Annotated in this window: 22 protein-coding genes; 10 read left to right on the top strand and 12 right to left on the bottom strand. The window is 61.0% G+C overall.

The genetic code is table 11. The features are described 5' to 3' along the window. Nucleotides 1-53: 53 nt before the first annotated feature. The 8 genes from G9X68_RS17630 to G9X68_RS17595 all read right to left on the bottom strand — a co-directional run bounded on the left by G9X68_RS17630 (nucleotide 54) and on the right by G9X68_RS17595 (nucleotide 9,242). Nucleotides 54-1,034, bottom strand: coding sequence for a zinc-dependent alcohol dehydrogenase (locus tag G9X68_RS17630; protein ID WP_425328647.1), 981 nt, complete (start codon nucleotides 1,032-1,034; stop codon nucleotides 54-56). A 91-nt stretch (nucleotides 1,035-1,125) separates the two neighbouring features. Continuing rightward, nucleotides 1,126-1,977: a carbohydrate ABC transporter permease gene (locus tag G9X68_RS17625; RefSeq protein ID WP_171603485.1), complete on the bottom strand. Its 852-nt coding sequence runs from the start codon at nucleotides 1,975-1,977 to the stop codon at nucleotides 1,126-1,128. A gap of 1 nt (nucleotide 1,978) precedes the next feature. Further along, on the bottom strand, nucleotides 1,979-2,881 hold the full coding sequence (locus tag G9X68_RS17620; RefSeq protein WP_171603484.1) for a carbohydrate ABC transporter permease: 903 nt from the start codon (nucleotides 2,879-2,881) through the stop codon (nucleotides 1,979-1,981). Between the two features lie 106 nt (nucleotides 2,882-2,987). Next, a complete protein-coding gene (locus G9X68_RS17615) occupies nucleotides 2,988-4,322 on the bottom strand; it encodes an extracellular solute-binding protein (RefSeq protein WP_171603483.1) in 1,335 nt (444 codons plus the stop codon). Between the two features lie 362 nt (nucleotides 4,323-4,684). Then, nucleotides 4,685-5,716 carry a substrate-binding domain-containing protein gene (locus G9X68_RS17610; RefSeq protein WP_171603482.1) on the bottom strand — a complete coding sequence of 344 codons (1,032 nt, stop codon included), beginning with the start codon at nucleotides 5,714-5,716 and terminating at the stop codon, nucleotides 4,685-4,687. Nucleotides 5,717-6,375: 659 nt separating this feature from the next. After that, entirely contained in the window at nucleotides 6,376-7,371 is a 996-nt protein-coding gene (locus G9X68_RS17605; RefSeq protein WP_171603481.1) for an aldo/keto reductase, read from the bottom strand. Further along, nucleotides 7,368-8,243, bottom strand: a complete 876-nt coding sequence (locus tag G9X68_RS17600; RefSeq protein ID WP_171603480.1) for an amidohydrolase family protein — start codon at nucleotides 8,241-8,243, stop codon at nucleotides 7,368-7,370. Before G9X68_RS17600 ends, G9X68_RS17605 begins: the two co-directional genes overlap by 4 nt. Before the next feature lie 12 nt (nucleotides 8,244-8,255). Then, on the bottom strand, nucleotides 8,256-9,242 hold the full coding sequence (locus tag G9X68_RS17595) for an aldo/keto reductase (protein ID WP_171603479.1): 987 nt from the start codon (nucleotides 9,240-9,242) through the stop codon (nucleotides 8,256-8,258). A gap of 145 nt (nucleotides 9,243-9,387) precedes the next feature. Between G9X68_RS17595 and G9X68_RS17590 the strand changes: the two genes are divergently transcribed. The 6 genes from G9X68_RS17590 (at nucleotide 9,388) to G9X68_RS17565 (ending at nucleotide 15,343) form a co-directional block, all read left to right on the top strand. Beyond that, entirely contained in the window at nucleotides 9,388-10,599 is a 1,212-nt protein-coding gene (locus tag G9X68_RS17590) for an ABC transporter substrate-binding protein (RefSeq protein ID WP_171603478.1), read from the top strand. A gap of 102 nt (nucleotides 10,600-10,701) precedes the next feature. Then, nucleotides 10,702-11,571, top strand: coding sequence for a branched-chain amino acid ABC transporter permease (locus G9X68_RS17585; RefSeq protein WP_112597275.1), 870 nt, complete (start codon nucleotides 10,702-10,704; stop codon nucleotides 11,569-11,571). Nucleotides 11,572-11,590: 19 nt separating this feature from the next. Then, on the top strand, nucleotides 11,591-12,610 hold the full coding sequence (locus tag G9X68_RS17580) for a branched-chain amino acid ABC transporter permease (protein ID WP_171603477.1): 1,020 nt from the start codon (nucleotides 11,591-11,593) through the stop codon (nucleotides 12,608-12,610). Then, complete coding sequence (locus G9X68_RS17575) at nucleotides 12,607-13,329, top strand: ABC transporter ATP-binding protein (protein ID WP_171603476.1); 723 nt, start codon at nucleotides 12,607-12,609, stop codon at nucleotides 13,327-13,329. Before G9X68_RS17580 ends, G9X68_RS17575 begins: the two co-directional genes overlap by 4 nt. Next, on the top strand, nucleotides 13,326-14,054 hold the full coding sequence (locus G9X68_RS17570) for an ABC transporter ATP-binding protein (RefSeq protein WP_171603475.1): 729 nt from the start codon (nucleotides 13,326-13,328) through the stop codon (nucleotides 14,052-14,054). The genes G9X68_RS17575 and G9X68_RS17570 overlap by 4 nt, the downstream gene beginning before the upstream one ends. A gap of 2 nt (nucleotides 14,055-14,056) precedes the next feature. Beyond that, the gene (locus G9X68_RS17565) at nucleotides 14,057-15,343 is read left to right on the top strand and encodes a nickel-dependent lactate racemase family protein (RefSeq protein WP_171603474.1); all 1,287 of its coding nucleotides are present in this window, start codon (nucleotides 14,057-14,059) and stop codon (nucleotides 15,341-15,343) included. A gap of 4 nt (nucleotides 15,344-15,347) precedes the next feature. Here the strand turns inward: G9X68_RS17565 and G9X68_RS17560 are convergent, their stop codons facing one another. Beyond that, nucleotides 15,348-16,094: a FadR/GntR family transcriptional regulator gene (locus tag G9X68_RS17560; RefSeq protein WP_171603473.1), complete on the bottom strand. Its 747-nt coding sequence runs from the start codon at nucleotides 16,092-16,094 to the stop codon at nucleotides 15,348-15,350. Between the two features lie 122 nt (nucleotides 16,095-16,216). Here G9X68_RS17560 and G9X68_RS17555 point away from each other — a divergent pair, with 122 nt between their 5' ends. From G9X68_RS17555 to larB, 4 genes are read left to right on the top strand one after another with little or no spacing between them, the layout of a single operon-like run. Next, nucleotides 16,217-17,125 carry an NAD(P)-dependent oxidoreductase gene (locus tag G9X68_RS17555; RefSeq protein ID WP_171603472.1) on the top strand — a complete coding sequence of 303 codons (909 nt, stop codon included), beginning with the start codon at nucleotides 16,217-16,219 and terminating at the stop codon, nucleotides 17,123-17,125. 5 nt (nucleotides 17,126-17,130) lie between these two features. Further along, the gene (larC, locus tag G9X68_RS17550) at nucleotides 17,131-18,447 is read left to right on the top strand and encodes a nickel pincer cofactor biosynthesis protein LarC (RefSeq protein WP_206679758.1); all 1,317 of its coding nucleotides are present in this window, start codon (nucleotides 17,131-17,133) and stop codon (nucleotides 18,445-18,447) included. Then, nucleotides 18,444-19,235, top strand: coding sequence for an ATP-dependent sacrificial sulfur transferase LarE (gene larE, locus G9X68_RS17545; protein WP_171603471.1), 792 nt, complete (start codon nucleotides 18,444-18,446; stop codon nucleotides 19,233-19,235). Before larC ends, larE begins: the two co-directional genes overlap by 4 nt. Next, nucleotides 19,232-19,894 (top strand): nickel pincer cofactor biosynthesis protein LarB, encoded by a 663-nt coding sequence (larB, locus tag G9X68_RS17540; protein ID WP_171603470.1) that lies wholly within the window; start codon nucleotides 19,232-19,234, stop codon nucleotides 19,892-19,894. Before larE ends, larB begins: the two co-directional genes overlap by 4 nt. Before the next feature lie 35 nt (nucleotides 19,895-19,929). Here larB and G9X68_RS17535 read toward each other — a convergent pair whose 3' ends face one another. From G9X68_RS17535 to G9X68_RS17525, 3 genes are read right to left on the bottom strand one after another with little or no spacing between them, the layout of a single operon-like run. Further along, a complete protein-coding gene (locus G9X68_RS17535) occupies nucleotides 19,930-20,775 on the bottom strand; it encodes a fumarylacetoacetate hydrolase family protein (RefSeq protein WP_171603469.1) in 846 nt (281 codons plus the stop codon). 28 nt (nucleotides 20,776-20,803) lie between these two features. Then, nucleotides 20,804-21,547: an SDR family oxidoreductase gene (locus G9X68_RS17530; protein WP_171603468.1), complete on the bottom strand. Its 744-nt coding sequence runs from the start codon at nucleotides 21,545-21,547 to the stop codon at nucleotides 20,804-20,806. A gap of 17 nt (nucleotides 21,548-21,564) precedes the next feature. Then, the gene (locus tag G9X68_RS17525) at nucleotides 21,565-22,284 is read right to left on the bottom strand and encodes a FadR/GntR family transcriptional regulator (protein WP_171603467.1); all 720 of its coding nucleotides are present in this window, start codon (nucleotides 22,282-22,284) and stop codon (nucleotides 21,565-21,567) included.

Below are 22,284 nucleotides of genomic sequence, written 5' to 3'. Positions count from 1 at the left end.
AACTCCGTTAGCGAGCCGTCGCCGCTTCGACGGCCGAATATTTTTCTCGGCCGTCAAGCCTGCGCGACTTTGCTCGGATAAAGCAGTACCTTTCCGCAATTGCCAGTTTCCTGAAGAGCAAAGGCAGACCCGATCTCCGGCATAGCGAAGCGATGCGTGGCCAGTTTGTCGAGCAGCGGTCGAACGTCGCGCACGCGTTGCAACAATTCATCGGCGAAGACATCGTGGTTCCAGTGCCAGGTGCCGAAGATGTCGACTCCCTTTCCCGTGATGCGGTTGACCGGGAGCGATCCGCTCCAGGTAACGAAGGCAAGCCTGCCTCGCGCTCGCACCAATTCGAGGACTACGGCGGGAGCGCCCTCATTGTTACTGGTATCGAGGGCCGCGTCGACGCCGTAGCCGCCGCTTGCGGCTCGCACTTGATCGAGAAGGTCCGGCGCGCGGGGGTCGATGACCAACTCCGCACCCAGATCCTGCGCGAGCGCCGCGCGGTACGGGTTCAATTCAAGCGCGATGACACGCGCGCCGATGGTACGGGCGTTGATGATCGCCCCAAGGCCGACCGCGCCGCAGCCCGAAATCAGGACGGTGTCTTGCGCGCTTACCCGCATGCGATGCATCGACGTGAAACTTGGGCCGAGAGCACAGATCGCCATCGCGGCATGATGCGTCTCGATGTCGTCGGGAACTGGCTGCAGCAGGTAGTCCGGCTTCAATAGATACTCGGCATAACAACCTATGCCGGACGATGAACCAGTCTCGTTCAGCAGATCGCGTTGCGACGTGCAGTGGATGTGCTCGCCAGCGCGGCAAGCGGGACAAATGCCGCAGCCGGCATGCGGCATGACGATGACGCGGTCTCCGACCTTCAGGCGTGTCGATTGCGCAGCGTCAACAACCTCACCCACAGCCTCGTGGCCAAGCTCGCACGATAACTTGCCGGCGCGCCAGGATTGCCACTCCGTACACATGGGAGCAACCAGAACCCTGATCTTGACTATATCACCGGATGCTTGCGGTTCCGGCCGATGGATGACCTGCGCCTGGCGCGGTCCGAGAATCTCTACGCAAAGAATGTTCGTTACTCCCGTTCTTGAAGAATGACAGATGTTGCACGAGCGGGCCTCAGCCCTTCACCGCGCCCATGGAGAACCCGGCCTGGAGATGCTTTCTAAACACAAGGTAGAGAACCAGCAGCGGCAGGCTGGAAATTACCACTGCTGCAAACAGAAAGCCGAAGTTGAATGAGAGCTGCCCTTTGAGGAGACTAAGACCGACTTGGACCGTGCGTATCGTTGTGTCCGAAGACATCATATACACCAGCACATATTCCACCCAGCAGGCATGAAACGTGAAAATGGCGATCGTCGTAATGATCGGTCGCGCCATGGGCAGCACAATCGAAACGTAAATCCTCAGATAGCCGGCGCCGTCCATCTTGGCAGCCTCGATCAGCTCGTTGGGAATGGAACGAACAAAGGCCGCCGCCAAATAGACTGCGAAGGAGATGTTGAACGCGACATATGGGATGATAATTCCGAGATGGGTATTGGTCAGGCCGAGGAAATTAGCCGCGATGAACAGCGGCACGATTGATGACGAAATCGTTACCAGCAGTCCCATGACGATAAACGAAAAGAGAAACGGGGTTAGCCTCGACGGGATCTTGGTGAAGGCAAATGCCGCCGAAATAGAAAATAACACCACGATGACAGTCGTCGTCACACAGAAGATCAGGCTATTGACGAACAGGTGAGAGAACTCCCCGAGCTTCCAGGCCTGGATGTAGTTCGTCAGCGTCCAGTTAACCGGAAGGGCAACCATGTTGGAGACGATCTCCGTCTCCGGTTTGAACGACGTATAGGTAAGCCAGATGAGCGGAAACGTCGTAAATACCGTGAAGAATCCAAGCGCGGCGTAGGCAGCAATCCGAAACGGCACTGGAACCGTGGCCTGACCAGAGATGAACCTCGACATTCTAGCGGGTCCCTTCTTCGTAGGCGCGCGTGAACCGCGCGGCGATGGCAGAGAGTATCAAAATCAGAAATACGCTGAGCAGAATGAGGACCACCGAAATCGCGCTGCCGAAGCCGTATTTGTAGAATGAGAAGGTATTCTGGATCATGTAGAGGCCGAGCACGTTGCTGTAGTAGCTTGGGCCGCCATTTGTCATGATCCAAAGAATTTCGAAGCTTTTGAGGCTTCCCGCGACCGCATAGATCGCCGAAGTCAGGAATACGGGGACCTGCTGCGGCAGGATAAGCGACTTCAGGATGTGCCACTCATTTGCGCCGTCAAGCACGGCCGCCTCCAGCATCTCCGGACTCGTCTTCTGCAGGTTGGCGAGAAAGATGATGAAGTAGATGCCGGTATACATCCACAGGAGCACAATCAGATAGGGCAGTATTGCCGTGTTCTTCGAATTGAATACGGAGAGCGAAAACATCGGATCGCCTACAGCCCGGCCGATGATCTGTGAGACCAGGCCGGTGGGGGCGAAGACGACCCCGAACAGCAACGCCACGACGACGGGGCTCAGCAGCGCCGGAAAAAATATCACGGCCTCAAAGAAGCCCACGCCGCGCACAAGGCGTCGATAGATGACATAGGCAAGGAAGAAGCCCAGCGGGATCTGTCCGATCAGTGACACCAGGATGACAAGGCCGTTGTTTCGCAGGCCCCACCAGAAGATGGGATCGGAAAACATCACCACGTAGTTGGTAAAGCCGATGAAGTTCGGAATGCCCACGCCCGCCCAGTCGGTGAAGCTCAGCACGAGACTGTAGACGACCGGGATGACGATCACGAGCCCGTAGATGAGTAGGGCCGGTGTGGTCAGTATCGCATAGCTCAGGCGATCGGATTTTGCTACGGAAGCCACGTCAGGCTCTCTCTTTATCGATGCGATGGGTGAGATTTTCTGGGATACTCCCGCCAAACCCTGGCGAGAGCATCCTTCGAGGCTGCTTCGGAGTTCAGCTGGGCGTCTATTTGGCCTTACGGTTGCTGTCGTTCGCCCCGACCCAGGCTTCGTATTTTGCAGCGAGTTCCTCCGGCGTGACCGACCCTAGAACCAGTTCTTGCAACCCGGCATTGACGACCTGCATAACCCCTTCGGCGTCCAGGCGATCATCAAGAACCGGCAGCACATGGGTGATGGACGACGAAAACGCGTAGCTTTTCTTCGCCAGCGGATCGCTCAACATGTCGCCGATACCCACGTCTTGAGCGTAGATCGGAAGCATTCCGTATTTGATATCGATGTCCTTGTTGGATGGATCGAGATTGAACTTGATCCACTTCCACGCCGCTTCACTCTTTGTGTCGTCGAGTTTGGCGGACATGCCGAATCCCGTGGAAGGCTGGCCGGAGGAAGAGTCAGAACCGGCGAGTGCGGCGCCCTCGATTTCTGGAAGCGAATGAATTTCGACGTCCGCCTTCAGTTCCGGCGGCAAGGCCGAAGTAAGATTTACCACTTCCCAAATGCCGCCGATAAAGTAGACGCTACGGCCGCTCACGAACGCGGAGAGCGCCTGTTCGCGTGTCGTAGAAGGCTCACTGGGATCGATGAAGCCGGCATCGACCATTTCGCGAATTTTCTTGAGCGCGCCGACGAAAGGCGCATCCGTGAAGGCTGCGCCATCGGCGCCTTTAAGGACATTGGCAAACCATTCAGGTGTGCCCATGCGACCGACCATCACCGACAGCAGGCAAGACTGCAGCACCCAGCTCGATTGATCGCCGAAGACGGCCGGACGATATCCTGCGGCGCGGATGGTCTTCGCTTGTCCGATCATTTCGCCGAGCGTCTTTGGATAGTCGAGCTTAACCTCGTTTAACAGCTTGCGGTTCACGTAGACCACATTGGTAAAGTTTACGAAGGGCACTCCGATCTCGTAAACCTCGCCGGTGGCAGCCTGCGCCTGGGTAGACACAGGGCGCAGGAGCTTATCGACGCCGTCGCGCTTGATGAGGTCGCGAAGATCCTTGGCGTAGCCGCGACCCGTGAGGTAACCGGTGCGTTTTCCGGGCCAAAGTGTGAGAATGTCAGGCAAGTTGCCCGAGATCGCCAAAGCCTGCATCTTGTTATGATAGGCATCATGATCGAGGTAGTCGAAATTGATCGTGATGTCGGGATTTGCGGCATGAAACCGCTCATAGGTTTCCTGAAGCCGCGCATAGTCGGGGTCCACCTTGGTGAAGGGGAAGATCGCCGTCAAGGTTACGTCCGCGCGGGCGATGGCGGTCGTTGCAAGACTTATTGCCGTAACAAGCAGTAGCGACGATACGCTGCGGGTCAATTTAGTCACTGTGTAGTTCATAAGGTCCTCCTCTCAAGCCGGCGGGGGATCCCGCGCAGCACACGAATTCTCCTTCCCGAAACGGCGCGGTATCGGCCGCCGCGGGATCCCAATCTCATGAAGTTTGTTTCAGTTCTCCGCTGCTTCCGGCGACACCGCGACATCAGTTCCCAAGGCTCAGATACCGGTGGCCGGCGGGCGTGGTCCTCCTCAAGACCATTGCGGCAGGCTTTTTTAACTTCCTGTCGGCCGACGTCGAGTAGCTCGACGCAATCCGTAACGTTACGAATAGCGATCAATGAGCGTTTGTCAACCGCAAAACCGTTGGCTTTAGGCCTCCGCACGCGAAAGCGCAGAAGTCCGATCCATAACGTTACGGATATTTATGGCTTAAGGATATGACTGCCATGATCGATAAATTCACCGGGGACCACGCGGCGGAGTTGCGCGTAGTCGTTGCCATCGATTGCGCCGGCGAGCATTTCGGAAAGCAGGTCGGCGATTCCGGCGTGCGGGTAGTGGAACGCGCTTGTCGGTGGGCTCAGAAAGTCGTGTAGTCTCGCGCCGCCATAGGTGATAAGGCCGAAATCCTTACCGATCTGCCGACCCGCCTGATGCATCGCAGTGATGAACCCCAACCCCGCCTCGTCCGAGGCAACGAAGGCACCTGTCGACTCTGGATGGCGGAGCAGCACCTCGCGCGCCATATCAACGCCGCTTTGCGGCGTCGTGGCGGAGAAGTGGATCAATTCGTCGGGCACGGTCAGGTTGCGAGCGTTGAAGGTTTTAGTCCAGCCTTTCACGAATTGCAGACTGTAAGAGAACTGGCTCGATGGCGCGAAAAGCAGGGGAGCCGGATGTCCGTTGTCGAGCAGTAACTTTGCAGCGTCCGCGCCGATCTGTTCGTGGTCGATGTCAACATAAGGGTGAGCGCTCAAAAGCTCCGTTCGGCCAAAGGTGACGAACGGCATCCCGACTTCGAGCAAGTATTTCACGCGCTCGTCCTGAGGACGTGTATGGGTTATGATGATGCCATCGACAGACCCTTCGCGGGCGAGATTGCGGACAATCTCGAGCGGATCGTCATGCTGCAGATGAGGAACGATACCGGTGCGAAACCCTCTCGCTCTCATGGCCGTGGAGACGCCAACCAGGAGTGAAGCAGTCACGATGTTAAGCTGCTCTTGTCGTTCGAATGAAAGCACCATTGCAATCGACTGCGATCGGCCCGAGCGAAGATTAACGCCGCCTGTGTTGGGCCTATACCCAAGCTTGTCAGCCGCGCGCTTAACTCGATCGATAGTCTCCGCGTTTACCTCGGCCCCATCTTTCAGTGCTCGGCTAACCGTGGTGACGGAAATGCCGAGGTACTGGGCAAGGGTTCGTAGCGTCGCTCTGGGCTTTTGTTGATTCATTCGGAGATATCGCTACCATCTTGCTGCAACTGATCATCGGTTACTAATCGGAGCTGCAGGTGCAATCAAGAACGGAGCGTTGCCAATGATCCATCAAAACCTCGCAATCTGGCATAGAGGCCGCTGTGTTAATCGCGAGTATTGCAGCAGTTATTCCTCAAACCGCTTTCCGATTGGACCGAGGATCTTTAGACAGCCGATTGCAGCTGGCTCTTCCTTCTTCAGGCAGGCGACCTAGTTACGACCACGATTCAATACCGCCTCTATACAATGCCCGTAATGTTAGGATCGCGAAACTTTTGCACTACGCCAAAAGAGACGATCACGTTGAGAACGCCGCAGAAGCCATCAAAGCCAGCCTTGCCGCGGAGGTTTGGAATTACTCGATGTAGGATGGGATCCATCGGCGGGCGAGCGTGCGCCACAAGTGGACCCGGCAGGACAGCGCCTCTGCCACCACTTTTGTCAGTCGGACTGCTGTCATCTTTGCGAATTGTCCTTTGGAGTTGTCGTGGCGCAAGCATGTGACGATACGATGTGATCGTTGTATCGGGGCCTAAACTGATTTGATGCTTCGGTCTGCAGTCGCATGCTTAGGATACCCAAACGGTAGCTGAGGATGCCAGCGCGGCGGCCGCGCCAGCATCATTCGGCTTCGCCTATCGGCGGATGGACTCGAAAAGCGCTTCGATCTCACCCCAAAGGGCTTTCGGGATGGAGAACTTCGCCCAGTCAAGGTTCTGCGCAATGCGTTCCGGCCGGCTCATGCCAAGGACCGCAGCGGAGACCTGCGGGTTGCGAAAGGGAAACTGGATCGCCGCCGCCTGCAGCGGAACGCCGTAATGCGTGCAGATTTCCTCGATCTGCTTTGCCCTCACGACCACATGCTCGGGCGGAGCGCCGTAATCGAAGGTCGTGCCTGAATTGCCCGGACCCGTGGCGAGAATGCCCGAATTGAACACCCCGGCGACAACGATCTCCACACCCTGGCGCGCCGCCTCCGGCAACAGGTCTGCTTCAGCAGTGCGGTCGAGGAGCGTATAGCGCCCGGCCATCATAACGGCATCGAGCGCGCAGGCCTTGATGAACCGCGTCGCGACATCACTCTCGTTGACGCCGACACCGATCGCCTTGATGTGACCGGCCGTTCTGAGGTCGTCGAGCGCCCGGTAACAACCTTCGACGGCCTCGTTGAAGCGCCGCTCATAGGCATTCCCATGGGTGAAGCGATCGATATCGTGGATATAGACCAGATCGAAATCCGCGATGCCGAGACGGTTTGCCGATTGTTCTAGCGAGCGCATCGTTCCGGCATAGCTGTAGTCGAAGACCGGCTTGAGGCGCAGCGGCGAGGCCCAGAGGCCGTAATCGACCGTCTCGCCATAGGGCGGCGCCATATAGCGGCCGGCCTTGGTCGAGACGGTGACCGTCTGCCGGTCGATGGTCCGCAGGAAGGTGCCGAGACGCAACTCGCTCAGCCCATGACCGTAGAGCGGCGCGGTATCGAAATAGCGCAATCCGCCGTCATAGGCCGCAGCCAGCACCTCGGCGGCCTGCGCCTCGGTGACATCGCGATAGAGCGTGCCGATGCCGCTGGCGCCGAAGCCGAGGCGCGAGGCAAAGCCGATCCTGCTTGAGGTCTTAGCGTCAGTCATGCCTTGCGCTCCTGAAAGCCGGGGAGACGATAGGCCTCGACGGCGTTCAGCCCGAAGATCCGTTCACGCTCAGCACTGGAAAGATCCTTGAGGCATTCCTGCAGCGCCTCGACGACGCGGTCGTAGCTCGCCGCGACGAGGCAGACCGGCCAGTCGGTGCCGAACATGCAGCGATCCGTGCCAAAGACGTCGAGCACTTCATGGACGTAGGGCTTGAGATCCTGCGGCGTCCAGCTCTGCCAGTTCGCTTCGGTGACCATACCCGACAGCTTGCACCAGACATGATTGCGCTGCCCTCTGAACTGCCGGATCAGCACCGCCCATTCGTCGAAGCCGCGATTGCGGATTTCGGGCTTCGAGATGTGGTCGAGCACGAAGCGCATCTCAGGGAAGGTCTGCGTTGTGGTGATGCAGGACGGCAACTGCGGCAGGTTGGGCACCAGATCATAGACAAGACCTGAAGCCTGAACGACAAGCAGCCCCGCTTTCACATCGGCGCGCAGCAGCCAGTTCGGATCGCTCTCCGTCTGGATCAGGTGACGCACGCCGACCAGCCATTTACCCTCGCGCGAAGACTTGAGCTCGGAAAGCGTCTGGCCAAGTTTCGGGTCTGTCAGGTCCACCCAGCCGACGACACCGGCGACGAAATCCGTGGCTTCCGCCGTGCGGATGAAGTCCCAGGTCTCGCCAAGATCGTTCCAGGTCTGGACAAGGACGGTGCCGGTGACGCCGTTTTTCTGCAGCGCCGGGCGAAGATCAGCCGGCTCGAAGACGCGGTTGATCGGCTCGAACGGGCCGCTCAGCCAGCCATAGTCGCCGCCGCTGGACGGATCCCAGAAGTGATGATGGGAATCGATGATCGGGCTTGTCATGTATAAATCTCCCTACCAGCGCTGATGAACATAGTTTTTGATGTAGGTGTCGTAGATCGCCTTGATCTCCCGCATCGCGCTGTCGGAAATCGCGGGCAAGCTGGCGGCCTCGGCATTGGATCTCGCCTGCGCCGGATTGCGGGCACCGGGAATGGCAACCGTGACGGCGTCGAACATCAGGATCCAGCGGAGCGCGAATTTCGCCATGGTGGTATCGCCAGAAACCAGTGGGCGAACTTTTTCGACTGCCTCCAGACCGACCTCATACGGCACGCCGGAGAAAGTCTCGCCGACATCGAAGGCTTCGCCGTTGCGGTTGAAGAGCCGGTGGTCATTGCTCTCGAACTTGGTGTCCTTCTTGAACTTGCCGGACAGCAGCCCGCTTGCCAGCGGCACGCGGGCGATGATCGCCACCTTCTTTTCCGCTGCCTGCTTGAAGAAGTGCTCGATCGGGCGCTGACGGAAGGCGTTGAAGATGATCTGGACGCTCATGACGCCAGGATATTCGATCGCCTTCAGCGCCTCCTCGACGCGCTCGACGCTGACGCCGTAGTTGCGGATCTTGCCCTTCTCGACCAGCTTGTCGAGGCGACCGAAGACCTCCGGGTGATAGTAGAGATCCGTCGGCGGGCAATGCAGCTGGACGAGATCGAGGCTATCGGTCTCGAGGTTCTTCAGGCTGCGGTCGATCCAGCCCTCGAGGTTTTCGGCGCTGTAGCCTTCGACCGACTGTTGCGGCAGGCGGCGACCGGCCTTGGTGGCGATATAGGGACGCTCGCCGCCCCGCTCCTTCATCACCTTTGCGATCAGTTTCTCCGAATGACCATCGCCATAAACGTCGGCCGTATCGATGAACGTGACGCCGGTATCGAGTGCTGCATGCAGCGCGGCAAGCGCCTCCTCATCGTTGACCTCACCCCAGGCGGCGCCGATCGCCCAGGCGCCAAAGCCGATTTCGCTGACCTTCCGGCCGGTGCGGCCGAATCCCTTGGTTCGCATAACTCACTCCCTCGTTCGCGGTGGCCGGCGGGCCGGCACCGTCTGGTTAGACTTGCTTGACATTCTCCGTCAACCCAATTATCAGAAAACAGGGTTGTACGACAACCCGGTAAGTACGCAAAATCTGCACTGGGAGGATGAGACCGTGCGATCATTTGTATTGGGAGGCATTTCTGTTGCGCTCGGCCTCGGCGCGTCACTGCAATTGGCAGCCGCCGAGGACACGATCAAGATCGGCGTCGTCGCGGCTGAATCGGGTGCCTTCGTGTCCGCCGGTCACACGCTTCCGGCCGGCGTCGGCCTCGCCGTCAAGGAAATCAACGACGCGGGAGGCGTCAAGGTTGGTGACAAGACTTACAAGGTCGAGATGGTGAAGCGCGACGACCGCACCGATATCGCCACCGCCATTGCCGCGACCCAGGAGCTGGTTCGCGATGAAAAGGTTTCGGCGATCTTCGGTTCGGAAACCCACGACTTTACCCTGGCGATGACGAAGATCACCCAGCCCGCCAAGGTGATCCAGTTTGCCGGCAACAGCACGCTGGCAAAAATTCTGAACCCGCAGTCCGTCGCCCCCGGCGCCGAAGACCATTACCTCTTCCAGTCCGAGCCGCAGGAATTCCAGCGCTCCGGCTCGACGGCCCGCGGGGTTCTGAGCTTGCTGACGCCGCTCGTCGGCCACCCGCTGAAAAAGTCCGTCGTCATCGTCGGCAACGACGCTACCGGCCAGTTCCTGACCTCCTATTATGTTAAGGCGCTGAAGGCCGAGGGACAGGAAGTCCCCGAAGTCATTTCCTATCCGCCCGATACCACCGACTTCTCGCCGTTCCTGACGCGCGCCAAGAGCCTGAACCCTGACGTCGTGCACTTCTGGTACAATGGCGACTCGACCCTGACCGCGCTGCCGCAGGCGCTCGAACTCGGCGTTGCCCCGAGCTACTTCCTGTTCGGCGTCGACCCGGGCATCTGGAAGGAACGCGGCCTGACCGCCGACGTGCCGGTCGCCATGAGCTGCGTCCCGATCTGCTGGGGTGAATCCTCCAACGCCAATGCGAAAACCTATTTCAAGGCCTACTTCGCTGCCGGCGCGCCGAAGGGTGTGACCTCCTCGGTCTCGCTGCTCTACTACGACTATGTCCACATGCTCGCCGAAGCCTGGACGAAGGCCGGTTCGCTTGATCCGGACAAGACCGTCGCAGCTCTCGAATCGCTGCACCATAAGGGCGTGGTCTCCGACGTTCTCTCCTTCAACAAGAGCCACCAAGTGACACACGCGACCGAAGTCTGCGCGGCGGCACCCGGCGGCGACATCTCCTGCGCGATGCAGCAGCCACCCGCAGAAGCCCCTGCGGAATAAACTGCCGATGCGGCTCCCGCCGGCCGATGCGCCGGCGGGAATTACGTCATTGAAAATGGGACACTCCGCGTCGTGTGGTCCCCGCAACAGCGGAATAGAGCAGTGGACATTCTCATTCAGCAAATCCTCAACGGCCTGTCGATCGCGAGCGTTATCACGCTGATCGCCGTCGGGGTCACCTTGATCTTCGGCCTGACCGGCATCATCAATTTCGCGCATGGCGAATTCCTGATGGTCGGCAGCATCGTCACCTGGCTAGCCGTCCAAGCCGGCCTCGGATTCTTCATCGCTCTCGTGCTCGCCGTCCTTGCCGTCGGCGTCATGGGCTTCGTGCTCGAGCGCGGACTGTTCCGCTTCACGCTGACACGCCCGACCAATGGCTTCATCGTCTCGCTCGGGCTGATCGTCGTGCTGCAGCACATCGTCATCTTCTTCTATGACCCGAACCAGAAAAGCATTCCACGCCCGCTCACCGGCATCTGGGAGATCGGCGGCGTGCGTATTGCCTCGGTTCGCGTCATGGTCATTCTGGTCACCATTGCAGTCGTTGCGCTGACCTTCGCCATGGTCACCCGCAGCCGCTACGGGCGCGCACTTCGCGCCGCGGTCGATGATCGTGATACCGCAGCATTGATGGGCATCCCCGTCCGCCGCTACATCACCGGCGTCTTCGTGCTCGGCAGCGCCCTTGCCGGTCTCGGTGGTGCGTTGCTGATCGCACTCTTCCCGATCACGCCGTTCACCGGCGGCACCATGGTCATGAAGGGTTTTGCCGTGGCGCTGATCGGCGGCCTCGGAAACCTGACAGGTGCTGTCGTTGCCGGCCTCATTCTTGGCATCGTCGAAGGCTTCAGCGCCGGCTACGGCTTCTCCGCCTGGACCGACGCCTATTCCTTCGCCCTGATGATCCTGGTGCTGCTCTTCCGCCCGAATGGACTGTTCGGTGGCACGAGCGGCCCGAAAATGGCCTGACGCGCGAAAGGCGCATGCTATGAACACCTCACTTTCGTCGCTCCGCTCGCTGATCCCGGCCCTTGTCGTGCTGGCGATCCTTGCCTTCGTCCCGGCGCTTGGCGCCAGCAACCGCATGCTGTCGCTGGCGATCTCCGCCGGCATCAACATCGTGGCGCTCTATGGCCTCTCGGTGCTGTTCGGCCAGACCGGCATTCTCTCCATGGGCCATGCCGCCCTTGTCGGCGTCGGCGCCTATGCGGCGGCTCTGCTTGCCCGTGATACCGGGATCGGCTTCTGGGTGGCGTTGCCGCTCGGCGGGATCGCCGCTGCCACCTTCGCGGTTATCATCGGCGTGCCGTCGCTGCGCGTCAGCGGCCACCACTTCGTCATCATGACCTTCGCCTTCGGCCAGCTTTTGACCATCATACTGACCAATGGCGGCGATTTCACCGGTGCAGCGACCGGCCTCGACCTGCAGCTGCCGACCAGCTTCTTCGGCATGCGTATCGATGATCTCATCCCCTATTACTTCGTCGTTCTTGCCTTCGTGGCACTCAGCGCCATTGCCAGCTGGGCGATCATCAACTCGCCCTATGGCCGGACGCTTCGCGCGATCCGCGAGAACGAGAAACTGGCCGCCTCGCTCGGCATCAATGTCGGGCGTCACAAGATCGGCGCCTTCGTCGTCAGCGGCGTCTTTGCCGGTGTCTCCGGCGTCTTGCTCGCCTATTTCCTGCGTCACATCTCGCCAAGCCAGTTCGCCTCCTTCCCGAGCATCTATCTGGCACTGATGGTGATGATTGGTGGCGCCCGGTTGCTTCTCGGGCCGATTGCGGGGGGCATCCTCGTGTCGTTCCTGCCGGAGGTTCTGAACCTTGATCCGGTCCAGTCGCGCATTCTCTACGGCGTCTGCCTGATCGCGGTGATCCTGCTGCTGCCGAACGGCCTGATTGCCGGGCTCATCGACGGCTGGAACAGGCTCGTTCGCGGCCCGGGGCCAAAGCAGGCGTCCCGCCATGCAACCACTGCCAGGCATGCTTCGGAGGCAGGCCGATGAACGCCATTCTTGAGATCAGCGGACTGAAGAAGCAGTTCGGCGGTGTCACCGCATTATCAGGTGTCGATCTGTCGATCGAAGAGGGCGAGATCCTTGGCATTGTCGGCCCGAACGGCTCCGGCAAGACGACGCTCTTCAACGTCATCACCGGCGTCTACCGGCCGACCGAGGGGCATGTCCGCTGGCGCGGTCACGATATTACCAGCCTTGCGGCCCACGAAGTCTCGGGTGCCGGTATCGGCTACACCTTCCAGCAGGCCATGGCCTTTCCCGGCCTCACGGTCTGGGAAAACGTCCAGATCGCCTGCGAGCACGCGCGCAACACCAGCCGCCCCTACCCGTGGACGACGCCGGCCGCCCTGCTCGATTTCGTTGGGCTGACGGCGCTCGCAAATGAGCGCGCCGGCGTGTTGCCCTTCGGCAATCTGCGTCTCCTCGGTATCGCGCTAGCGCTGGCCACGCGGCCCGCGCTGATCCTGCTCGATGAACCGGCGGCAGGCCTCAACGACAAGGAGACCGCAACGCTGGTCGGTCTGGTCAAGCAGTTCCCGGCCCACGGCATCAGCGTCTGCGTCATTGATCACGACATGAAGCTGATGCAGATGCTTTGCAAGCGGCTGGTCGTCCTCGATTTCGGATCGAAGATCGCCGATGGCCCGACGCAGGACGTTCTTTCCAATCCGAAGGTGCTCGAAGTCTATCTCGGAGGTGCGCTGTGAACCTGCTCGATGTTTGCAATGTGACGACCGGGTATGGCGCAACGTTCGTCAATCGCGATGTCTCCGTGACTCTTGGCGAAAACGAGGTGATCACCATCCTCGGGCCGAACGGTGCCGGCAAATCGACATTGCTGCGCACCATCGTCGGGCTGGTCAAACCGCGCACGGGGACGATCACTTTCGCTGGCGAAAACCTGACCGGTCGCACGCCGGATATCATGGCCAAGCGCGGCGTCGTTCTGGTGCCCGAGGGGCGGCGGATCTTCGGCGATATGACCGTCGAGGAAAACCTGCGCCTCGGCGCCTATGCGCGGCGCGACACCGAGGCCGTCGAAGCCGACGTCAAGACGATGGAGAGCTTCTTTCCGATTCTTGCGACGAAGCGTCAGCAGAAGGGCGGATCGCTAAGCGGCGGACAGCAGCAGATGCTGGCAATCGCCCGCGGTCTGATGGCGAGGCCGCGTGTGCTGCTCCTCGATGAACCATCGCTCGGCCTTTCGCCACTGCTCGTCAAGGAAATCCAGGCGATCATTCTCGATATCGGCAAGACCTTCAACGCGTCGGTCCTGCTCGTCGAGCAGAATGCCGGGCTTGCACTCTCGGTCGCCACGCGCGGTTATCTGATGCAGAATGGCCGTATCGCCACATCAGGGCCGATCTCGGATCTCAAGGATATGTCGCTGATGCGCGAACTTTATCTTGGCGGCGTAGCGGAACAGGTGTGACGATGAACACGATCGCTCTTTCCTACGGCCGCGGCCATCTCGACATCACGCTTCCGCCCGGCGCGCGGCCGACCGTGATCCGCAAGCAGCAGCTGCCGAAGCTTACCGACAGCAAGGCAGCGATTATCGAGGCGCTGCACAACCCGGTTGCCTCCAAACCCTTGGCTGATCTTGCAAAGAACCGCCAAAGCGCCTGCATCCTGATCTGCGACATCACCCGGCCGGTGCCAAACCGGCTGTTTCTGCGCCCGATGATAGAGACGATGATTGCGTCCGGCATTCCGCAGGAGAAGATTTCGGTGCTGGTCGCCACCGGCCTGCACCGGCCCAATCTCGGCGAGGAACTGGCCGAACTCGTCGGCGATCCCTGGGTGCTCGAAAATGTCCGGGTCGAGAACCACTATGCCAGAGACGAGGACGCGCATATCGATTTCGGCTTCACCAAGACGCGGAACACGCCGGTCAAGCTCGACCGGCTGTTTGCCGAAGCCGATCTCAGGATCGCCACCGGCCTTGTCGAGCCGCATTTCATGGCCGGCTGGTCGGGCGGGCGAAAGGTCATTGCCCCCGGCGTTGCCCATCACGAAACGATCCGGACGTTCCACTCCGCGCGCTTCATGGAAGATCCGCTGGCGGTGCAATGCAACCTCATCGGCAATCCGCTGCACGAGGAGCAGCTGGAAATCGTTCGGATGCTCGGTGAGGTCTATGCACTGAACACCGTGCTCGACGAGGATCGTGACCTGGTCTGCGTTACCTTCGGTGAAATCATCGCCAGCCATCAAGCGGCCGTCGACTTCGTCAGTGCCGCAACGCAGATCCCGCTTGGCCGGAAATTCTCCACCGTCATCACCTCCTCGGCCGGCTATCCGCTCGACAAGACCTACTACCAGACGATCAAGGGCATGGTAACACCGCTCGACATCCTCAAGCCCGGCGGCACGCTGATCATCGCCTCGGAATGTTCGGAAGGTTTCGGCTCACCTGAATTCCGCGAGGCACAGGCGCGGCTGGTCGAGCTCGGCCCGGAACGCTTCCTGGCGACGCTGACGGCAAAGAGCCTGGCCGAAATCGACGAGTGGCAGACGGAGATGCAGCTGAAGCCGATGCGGCTCGGCAGCGTCGAACTCTACACGACGGGACTTGTTTGCGACGACCGGACGCTGACAGGCGTCGGCATGATCGACGATATCCAGGCGGCGATCGCCCGCAGCATCAGCGCCAGCGGCGATGCCGATGTCGCCATCATCCCGGAGGGGCCTTATGTCGTGCCTCGATATGCGGCGTGAGCGGCTAGCGATGAAGGTTGGCGTCGCGCAACTCTTCGAAGCGCGCGGTGCTCTTCGACAGGTGATTGCGCAGCGCCTTGCGGGCAGCGGCTTCGTTGCCGTCGCGGATCGCGACAAAAATCGCGTAATGTTCCTTGCGCATCCGCTCGCCATGCTTTTGACGTTCGGTCGCCGTCATCTGATCGAGATGCGCCCACTGACGCGGCACCATTGCTGTGCCGAACGTGTCGAACAGCCGTCCGTAATAAGAATTCTGCGTGGCGACGAGAATCGAGCGATGGAAGGCAAAGTCTTCCTCGGCCCCATAACCACCTTCAGCGACCGCTCTGTCGAGTGCGTCGAGTCGATCTTGCATGCGGACGATGTCCTCCGACGTACGGCGCCGCGCTGCAAGACCGGCGGCCTCGTATTCTACGCCGAGGCGCAATTCGAGAACCCGCAGCACTTCGTCGATCGATTCCAGGTCGTTCGGAATGATGGAAAAGGAGCGCGGCGTTGGATTGCTCGAAACAAATGCGCCGAGTCCCTGGCGAGTGGTGATCAGACCCTTGGCCCGCAGCGTTGCCAGCGCCTCGCGAACGATCGTGCGGCTGACGCCGGTCGCTTCCATGATCGCTTGCTCGGTAGGCAACCGTTGCCCCGGCTTCAGATCGCCGGATTCGATATGCGCGATCAGGCTCTCGGCAAGTCCGTTGCGCAGGCTGGACGCCTGCGGGATCGAGTTGAAAACCGCGCTATCCCTGTCCTTCATTCCGTTCCGAAGTCCAATCTCGCCGTCCGGCGCCGGGCTGCCAATACTGCCGTTGCTAAACCATACCACTAGAAAAAGCAAAAGCCCGCATATCGGGCCACGGAAACAACCGGGAGGAAAGCATGAAAGAGAAAATCGGATTCATCGGTCTCGGCGCGATGGGCTCCGGCATGGCAGCCAATCTCGTCAACAAGGGTTGGCCGCTGGCGGTGATGGCGCACCGCAAGCGCGAAGCCGTCGAACGGCTGAAGGAGCTCGGCGCAGCCGAGGCGGGGACGCCCAAGGAATTGGCGTTGGCATCCGACGTGGTGATCCTCTGCGTCACCGGATCGGAAGAGGTCCAGCAGCTCCTGTCCGGTCCGGATGGACTGCTTGCCTCCGGCAAGCGCATGTTGCTGATCGACTGCTCGACATCCAACCCTGCCGTGACGATCAAGCTTGCCGCCGAGCTTTCCCAACAGGGCATCACGCTCGTCGATGCGCCGCTCGCACGCACGCCGAAGGAAGCGGCCGAAGGCAAGCTGGATGTGATGGCGGGCGGTTCCGCCGATGGCATCGCCCGCGCCCGGCCAATCCTCGAAGCCTTTGCCGCCCGCATCATCGAGACCGGCCCGGCCGGAACCGGCCATACGATGAAGCTGCTCAACAACTTTGTGTCGATGGGGTATTCGGCGATCTATTCGGAAGCATTGATGATCGCCGCAAAAGCGGGGCTCACCCCTCATGTGTTCGACAGCGTGCTGCGCGGCAGCCGCATGGATTGCGGTTTCTATCAAGCCTTCTTCGAGTTCGTGTTGAACCGCAACGAAAACGCTCAGCGCTTCGCCATGGCCAACGCGTTAAAGGACATGTCCTATCTGGCATCGCTGGCCCAGGCGCTGCAGGCGGTCAATCCGGTTGGCGCTGCCGTGCGCAACAGCTTCGCGACGGCGGTTGCCGCAGGGCGCGGTCAATCCTTCGTGCCAGCCCTTTCGGATGTCATTGCGGCTGCGAACGGTGTTTCGCTGACTGAAGCGGCGGACGGAAAATAGGACGGATGACCGTGCTTGAAATTCACCTCGACCCCGTCGGCGGCATTGCAGGCGACATGTTCGTGGCAGCCCTGCTCGACCTCAGGCCGGACCTGAATACCGGCCTGCAGGCGGCGCTGAAGCGCTGCCCGTTGATCGAAAACGTCGAGTGCAAACTCGTGGCGCATCACGACGGCGTGCTGACCGGCAGTCGCTTCAAGGTGCATCATGCCGAACACGGGGCGGATCACCCGCATGACGACAATCATCATCATGACCATCACGACCACCAGCAGCATGAGCACAGTCACGCAGGAGATGATCATGGTCATGCGGAGCACGATCGCACTCATGCAGGGCATCACGATCATGTCGCCTGGCGCGACATCCGCGATGCCCTGAACCGTTCGGCGCTCGACGGAGAAACCATCCGTCACGCGACCGGTGTCTTCGAAAAGCTGGCGGAAGCGGAAGCCAAAGTCCACGGCACAACGCCGGAAAACGTCGCCTTTCACGAGGTTGGCGCGTGGGATTCGATCGCCGACATCGTCTCTGCGGCCTGGCTGATAACGCAGGTCGGCGCGGCGCATTGGAGCGTTGGCCCGATCCCGCTTGGAGGCGGCCGGGTGAAGACCGCGCATGGCCTGCTCCCGGTTCCGGCTCCGGCGACCGTGCACCTGCTAAAAGATTTCGATGTCATCGATGACGGGATCGGCGGCGAGCGCGTCACGCCGACGGGTGCCGCCATCCTTGCCTATCTCTGCAGGAGCAAGATCGCGCCCGGCCGCCGGGCTCTGAAGGGATCAAGCCATGGCTTCGGCACAAAGCGGCTCCCCGGCGTCAGCAACTGCCTGCGGCTGCTGGCCTTCGAACGCCGGGAAGAGGTATCTGCGTTCAACGACACGGTCGCGGTCCTCGAATGCGAGATTGATGACCAGACCGGGGAAGACATTGCCCAGGCGGTGGCCCGGTTGCGCAATCGCCCGGATGTGCGCGACGTCGTCCAGATGCCCGTCTTCGGCAAGAAGGGCCGGATGATGACGCATCTCCAGGTGCTTGCCGACCCATCGAAAAGCAGGGATGTCGCCGCCGCCATACTCGACGAAACGACAACGATCGGAGTCCGTGCCATGACCGCGGAGCGGATGACGCTGAGCCGCGAGCAGGAAACAGTCGAACACGCGGGAAAGATCTACGCCTTTAAGCTCGTCGACCGCCCCTCGGGCCGCACCGCCAAGCTCGAAGCCGACAGCCTGACATCGACCCCGGGTGCCGCGGCACGCCGCAGCCTGAGGAGACTTCTCGAAGGCCTGTTGAAACAGAAGAGAGGAGACCTGTTGTGAGAAAGGCTCTGGAGGAATGTCTCGCCTCGCTCGGCGACGTCTCGATCGCAGTCAGTGGGGGTATCGACTCGCTGACGCTGGCGGTCATTGCGACGCGGCTCCTCGGACCGGCCCGCGTGAACATCATGCACGCGGTCTCGGCTGCGGTCCCCGGAGAGGCCACCGAGCGCGTCAAGATGCTGGCGGGGAGCGAAGGCTTCGACCTCGATATCATCGATGCCGGCGAGTTCTCCGATCCGGATTATCTCAGGAACCCTGTCAACCGCTGCTTCTTCTGCAAGGGCAATCTCTACGGCGCCATTGCCGCCCGGTCGAGCCGCCAGCTGCTGTCCGGGACCAATCTTGACGATCTCGGCGAGTATCGTCCGGGGCTCGAAGTGGCAAAGAATTTCTCCGTCCGCCATCCTTTCGTTGAGGCCGGTATCGGCAAGCAGGGTGTGCGCCAGCTGGCGCGCGATGCAGGCCTCGGCGCGCTCTCGGAACTGCCCGCCTCTCCCTGCCTCTCGAGCCGCATCGAAACCTCGATCGCCATCGAGCCGGAAATGCTGGAGGCCGTGCACCGGATCGAGACGTTCCTGACCGAGACGCTCAGGCCGCAAACCGTCCGCTGCCGCGTGCGGCGCAGCGGCATCGCCATCGAGCTTGATCGCGATGCGCTGGCACTGGCAACAGCCATGAATGACGTCGGCAACGACCTGCGCGGCATGCTGCCCCGCGGTTACAGGAACGGCCCGTTGACCTTCGAACCCTACCGCAATGGCAGCGCTTTCCTCGGGGTCAGGCCATGAGCGGCGATGTCGTCTTTGATTTCGCCCGGGCCGAGCGCATCGGCCTCAGCGAGGCTGTCTTCTGTGCCGGCAAGACACCACAGCAGATTGCGGCGATCCTTCAGAGCGCCAGCCAGCGGGATGCCGGTCTGCTCCTGACGCGTCTCGACGCCGAGAAGTTCGCGGCACTTTCGGGTGAATTGAAGGCCGCTACAGAGTGGTGTCCGCTGTCGCAAACCGCATTCTTCGGCCCGGTTCCGCCGGTATCCTTGGCCGGAAACGTCGCGATCGTGGCCGCAGGCACGTCGGACGCACCCGCCGCCCGCGAAGCGGAGCGTACGCTTCGCCACGCAGGCGTCGAAGCATCCGTTTTCATCGATGTCGGGGTCGCCGGGCTCTGGAGACTGATGGACAGGATTGAGGAGATCCGCCGCTTTCCTGTTGTCGTTGCCGTCGCCGGCATGGACGCAGCCCTGGCCAGCGTTCTGGGCGGTCTATACAGCGGCAGCCTGATTTGCGTGCCGACCTCGGTCGGCTATGGGGCGGCCGAGCAAGGCCGCACAGCACTTAACGCGATGCTGGCAAGCTGCGCGCCGGGCCTGCTCGTCACCAATATCGACAACGGCTATGGCGCGGCCTGTGCGGCCCTGCGCATGCTTGGTGTCATGAACCTTCGCTGATCGGGGAGCAGCAGGGGCTGCTCCCCGACCTTTTCTCAGGCAGCGTCGACAGTCAGCTGCGTCTGCTCGCCCAGACCCTCGATACCAAGCTTGATCGTCTGCCCGGCCTTCAGGAACAGCGGCGGCTTCATGCCGAGGCCTACGCCCGGCGGCGTGCCCGTCGAGATGATATCGCCTGGCTGCAGGCTCATGAACTGCGAGATATAGTGAACGAGGAAGGAGACGCCGAAAATCATCGTCTTCGTCGAGCCGTTCTGCCGCATCGTCCCGTCGACGGAGAGCCACATCTTCAGGTCCTGGGGATCGGCGACCTCGTCGCGCGTCACCATCCAGGGGCCGATCGGGCCGAAGCTGTCGGCCGACTTGCCCTTGGTCCACTGTCCGCCGCGCTCGGCCTGGAATTCGCGCTCCGAAACGTCGTTGATCAGGCAATAGCCGGCAACATGTTTCATTGAGTCGGCTTCTGTGACGTAACGGGCTTCGTCGCCGATGACGATGCCGAGCTCGACTTCCCAGTCGGTCTTCTTCGACTTGCGCGGGATAATGACGTTGTCGTTGGGGCCGGTGATGGCGCTGGTCGCCTTCATGAACAGGATCGGCTCTTCGGGAATGGCCGCACCGGTCTCGGCAGCGTGGTCTGCATAGTTCAGGCCGACGCAGATGAACTTGCCGGTGCACGAGACGCAGGGGCCATACCGGCGGGGCTCGGCAACGACGGGCAGGCTCTCGATATCGATCGCGGCGATTTTTGCCAAACCTGCAGCCGTCAGACTATCGCCTGATATGTCGTCGACATGACCGCTGAGGTCGCGGACCTTGCCGTTTCTGTCGAGAATGCCGGGCTTTTCGGCGCCGCGCTCACCGTATCTCAGAAGCTTCATATCGATTGTCCGTTTTTAAGATGTGTCTTCAGGCGTTCGCCCAGCCACCATCGATGACGATGGCATTGCCGGTCATGAAGGCCGATTCCTTGCTGGCGAGGTAGACGACGAGGTCGGCGACTTCCTCGGGCGTACCGAGGCGTCCCATAGGCTGGCGGGCGATGAAGCCGGCGCGCGCCTGATCGTAATCGCCGAGCGCCCGCATGCGGTCCTGCAGCGACGGGCTTTCGACGGTGCCGGGGCAGATGGCGTTGGCGCGGATGCCCTGGCCGACATAATCGAGCGCCACCGATTTCGTCAGCCCGATCACCGCAGCCTTGGTGGTGCCGTAGATGAAGCGGTTCGGCGCCGCGATCACGGTCGAGGCGACCGATGCCATGTTGACGATCGAGCCGCCGCCGCGGGCGATCATGCCCGGCAGGAAGGCGCGGATCATCCGGTACATGGCGCGAATGTTAAGGTTGACCGAAAAGTCGAAGGCATCCTCGTCGCATTCGAGGATCGAGCCGTGATGCACGAAACCGGCGCAGTTAAAGAGAATGTCCGGCGCATCGATTTCCCTTGCGAAGGCGCTGATCTCCGCCGGGTTCAGCACATCGAGCTTGCGCGCGGTAACGCCCGCCTGATCGCGCAACGTATCGAGCTTTGCGGCATCGATATCGGTGGCGCAGACGCGCGCGCCTTCACGCAGGAAGGCGAGCACCGTGGCGCGCCCCATCCCCTGCCCGGCTGCCGTCACGACAGCGGTTTTTCCCTCAAGTCTTCCAGTCATGTCTTATCCTCAACAGATTATTCGGGTTGTTCTCCGGCCAGCCCGACGCGGTTTGCGGCACCGTGGAGGTGCGCCCGCATGGCATCGCGGGCTTCGTCGCCGTCGCCCGCTTCGATGGCATCGAGAATGCGTTGATGCTCGCCGAGCGTCACGGCCGCCAGATCCTCGGAGCGCTGCTGGTTGCCGGAGGCCAGAATGCTTTCGCGCACCCGCTCGGAAACGAACATCAGGAACTGAACCATGTAGAGATTGCCCGTCGCCGCAGCGACGGTCTTGTGGAATTCGAGATCGGTCTTCAGCCACATGACGCTGCCGTAGGGCGCATCACGCATGGTCACCAGCGCATCCTTCATCGCCGTCAGGTCGTCGCCGGTCCGGCGCTTAGCGGCAAGGGCGGCCGCCTCGACTTCAAGAATGCCGCGGAGCTCGAATAGCGACTGGAAGGCCGCCGCCTGCTGCAGGGCTTCGTAATCGATCGTCAATGTCGTGGCGTTCGGCTGGTCGGCGACGAAGGCGCCGCGGCCCTGCTGCGACCAGATGCGGCCCTCGGACCGCAGCCGTGCGATCGCCTCGCGCACGACGTTGCGGCTGACACCGAAGGTCTGCGCGAGCTGCTGTTCGGTCGGCAGCTGATCACCCGGCATCAGGCGTCCCTGCGCGATTTCGCGCGAGATCGAGCTTGCGACCAGCGTCGACAGATGCGGGCCCCGATTGACCTTGTCGAGTTTCAGCGTCAT

It is taken from the genome of Rhizobium changzhiense (genome assembly GCF_013087625.1).
GTDB classification, from domain to species: Bacteria; Pseudomonadota; Alphaproteobacteria; order Rhizobiales; family Rhizobiaceae; genus Rhizobium; species Rhizobium sophorae.
This window is presented reverse-complemented; position numbering and strand designations above follow the sequence as displayed.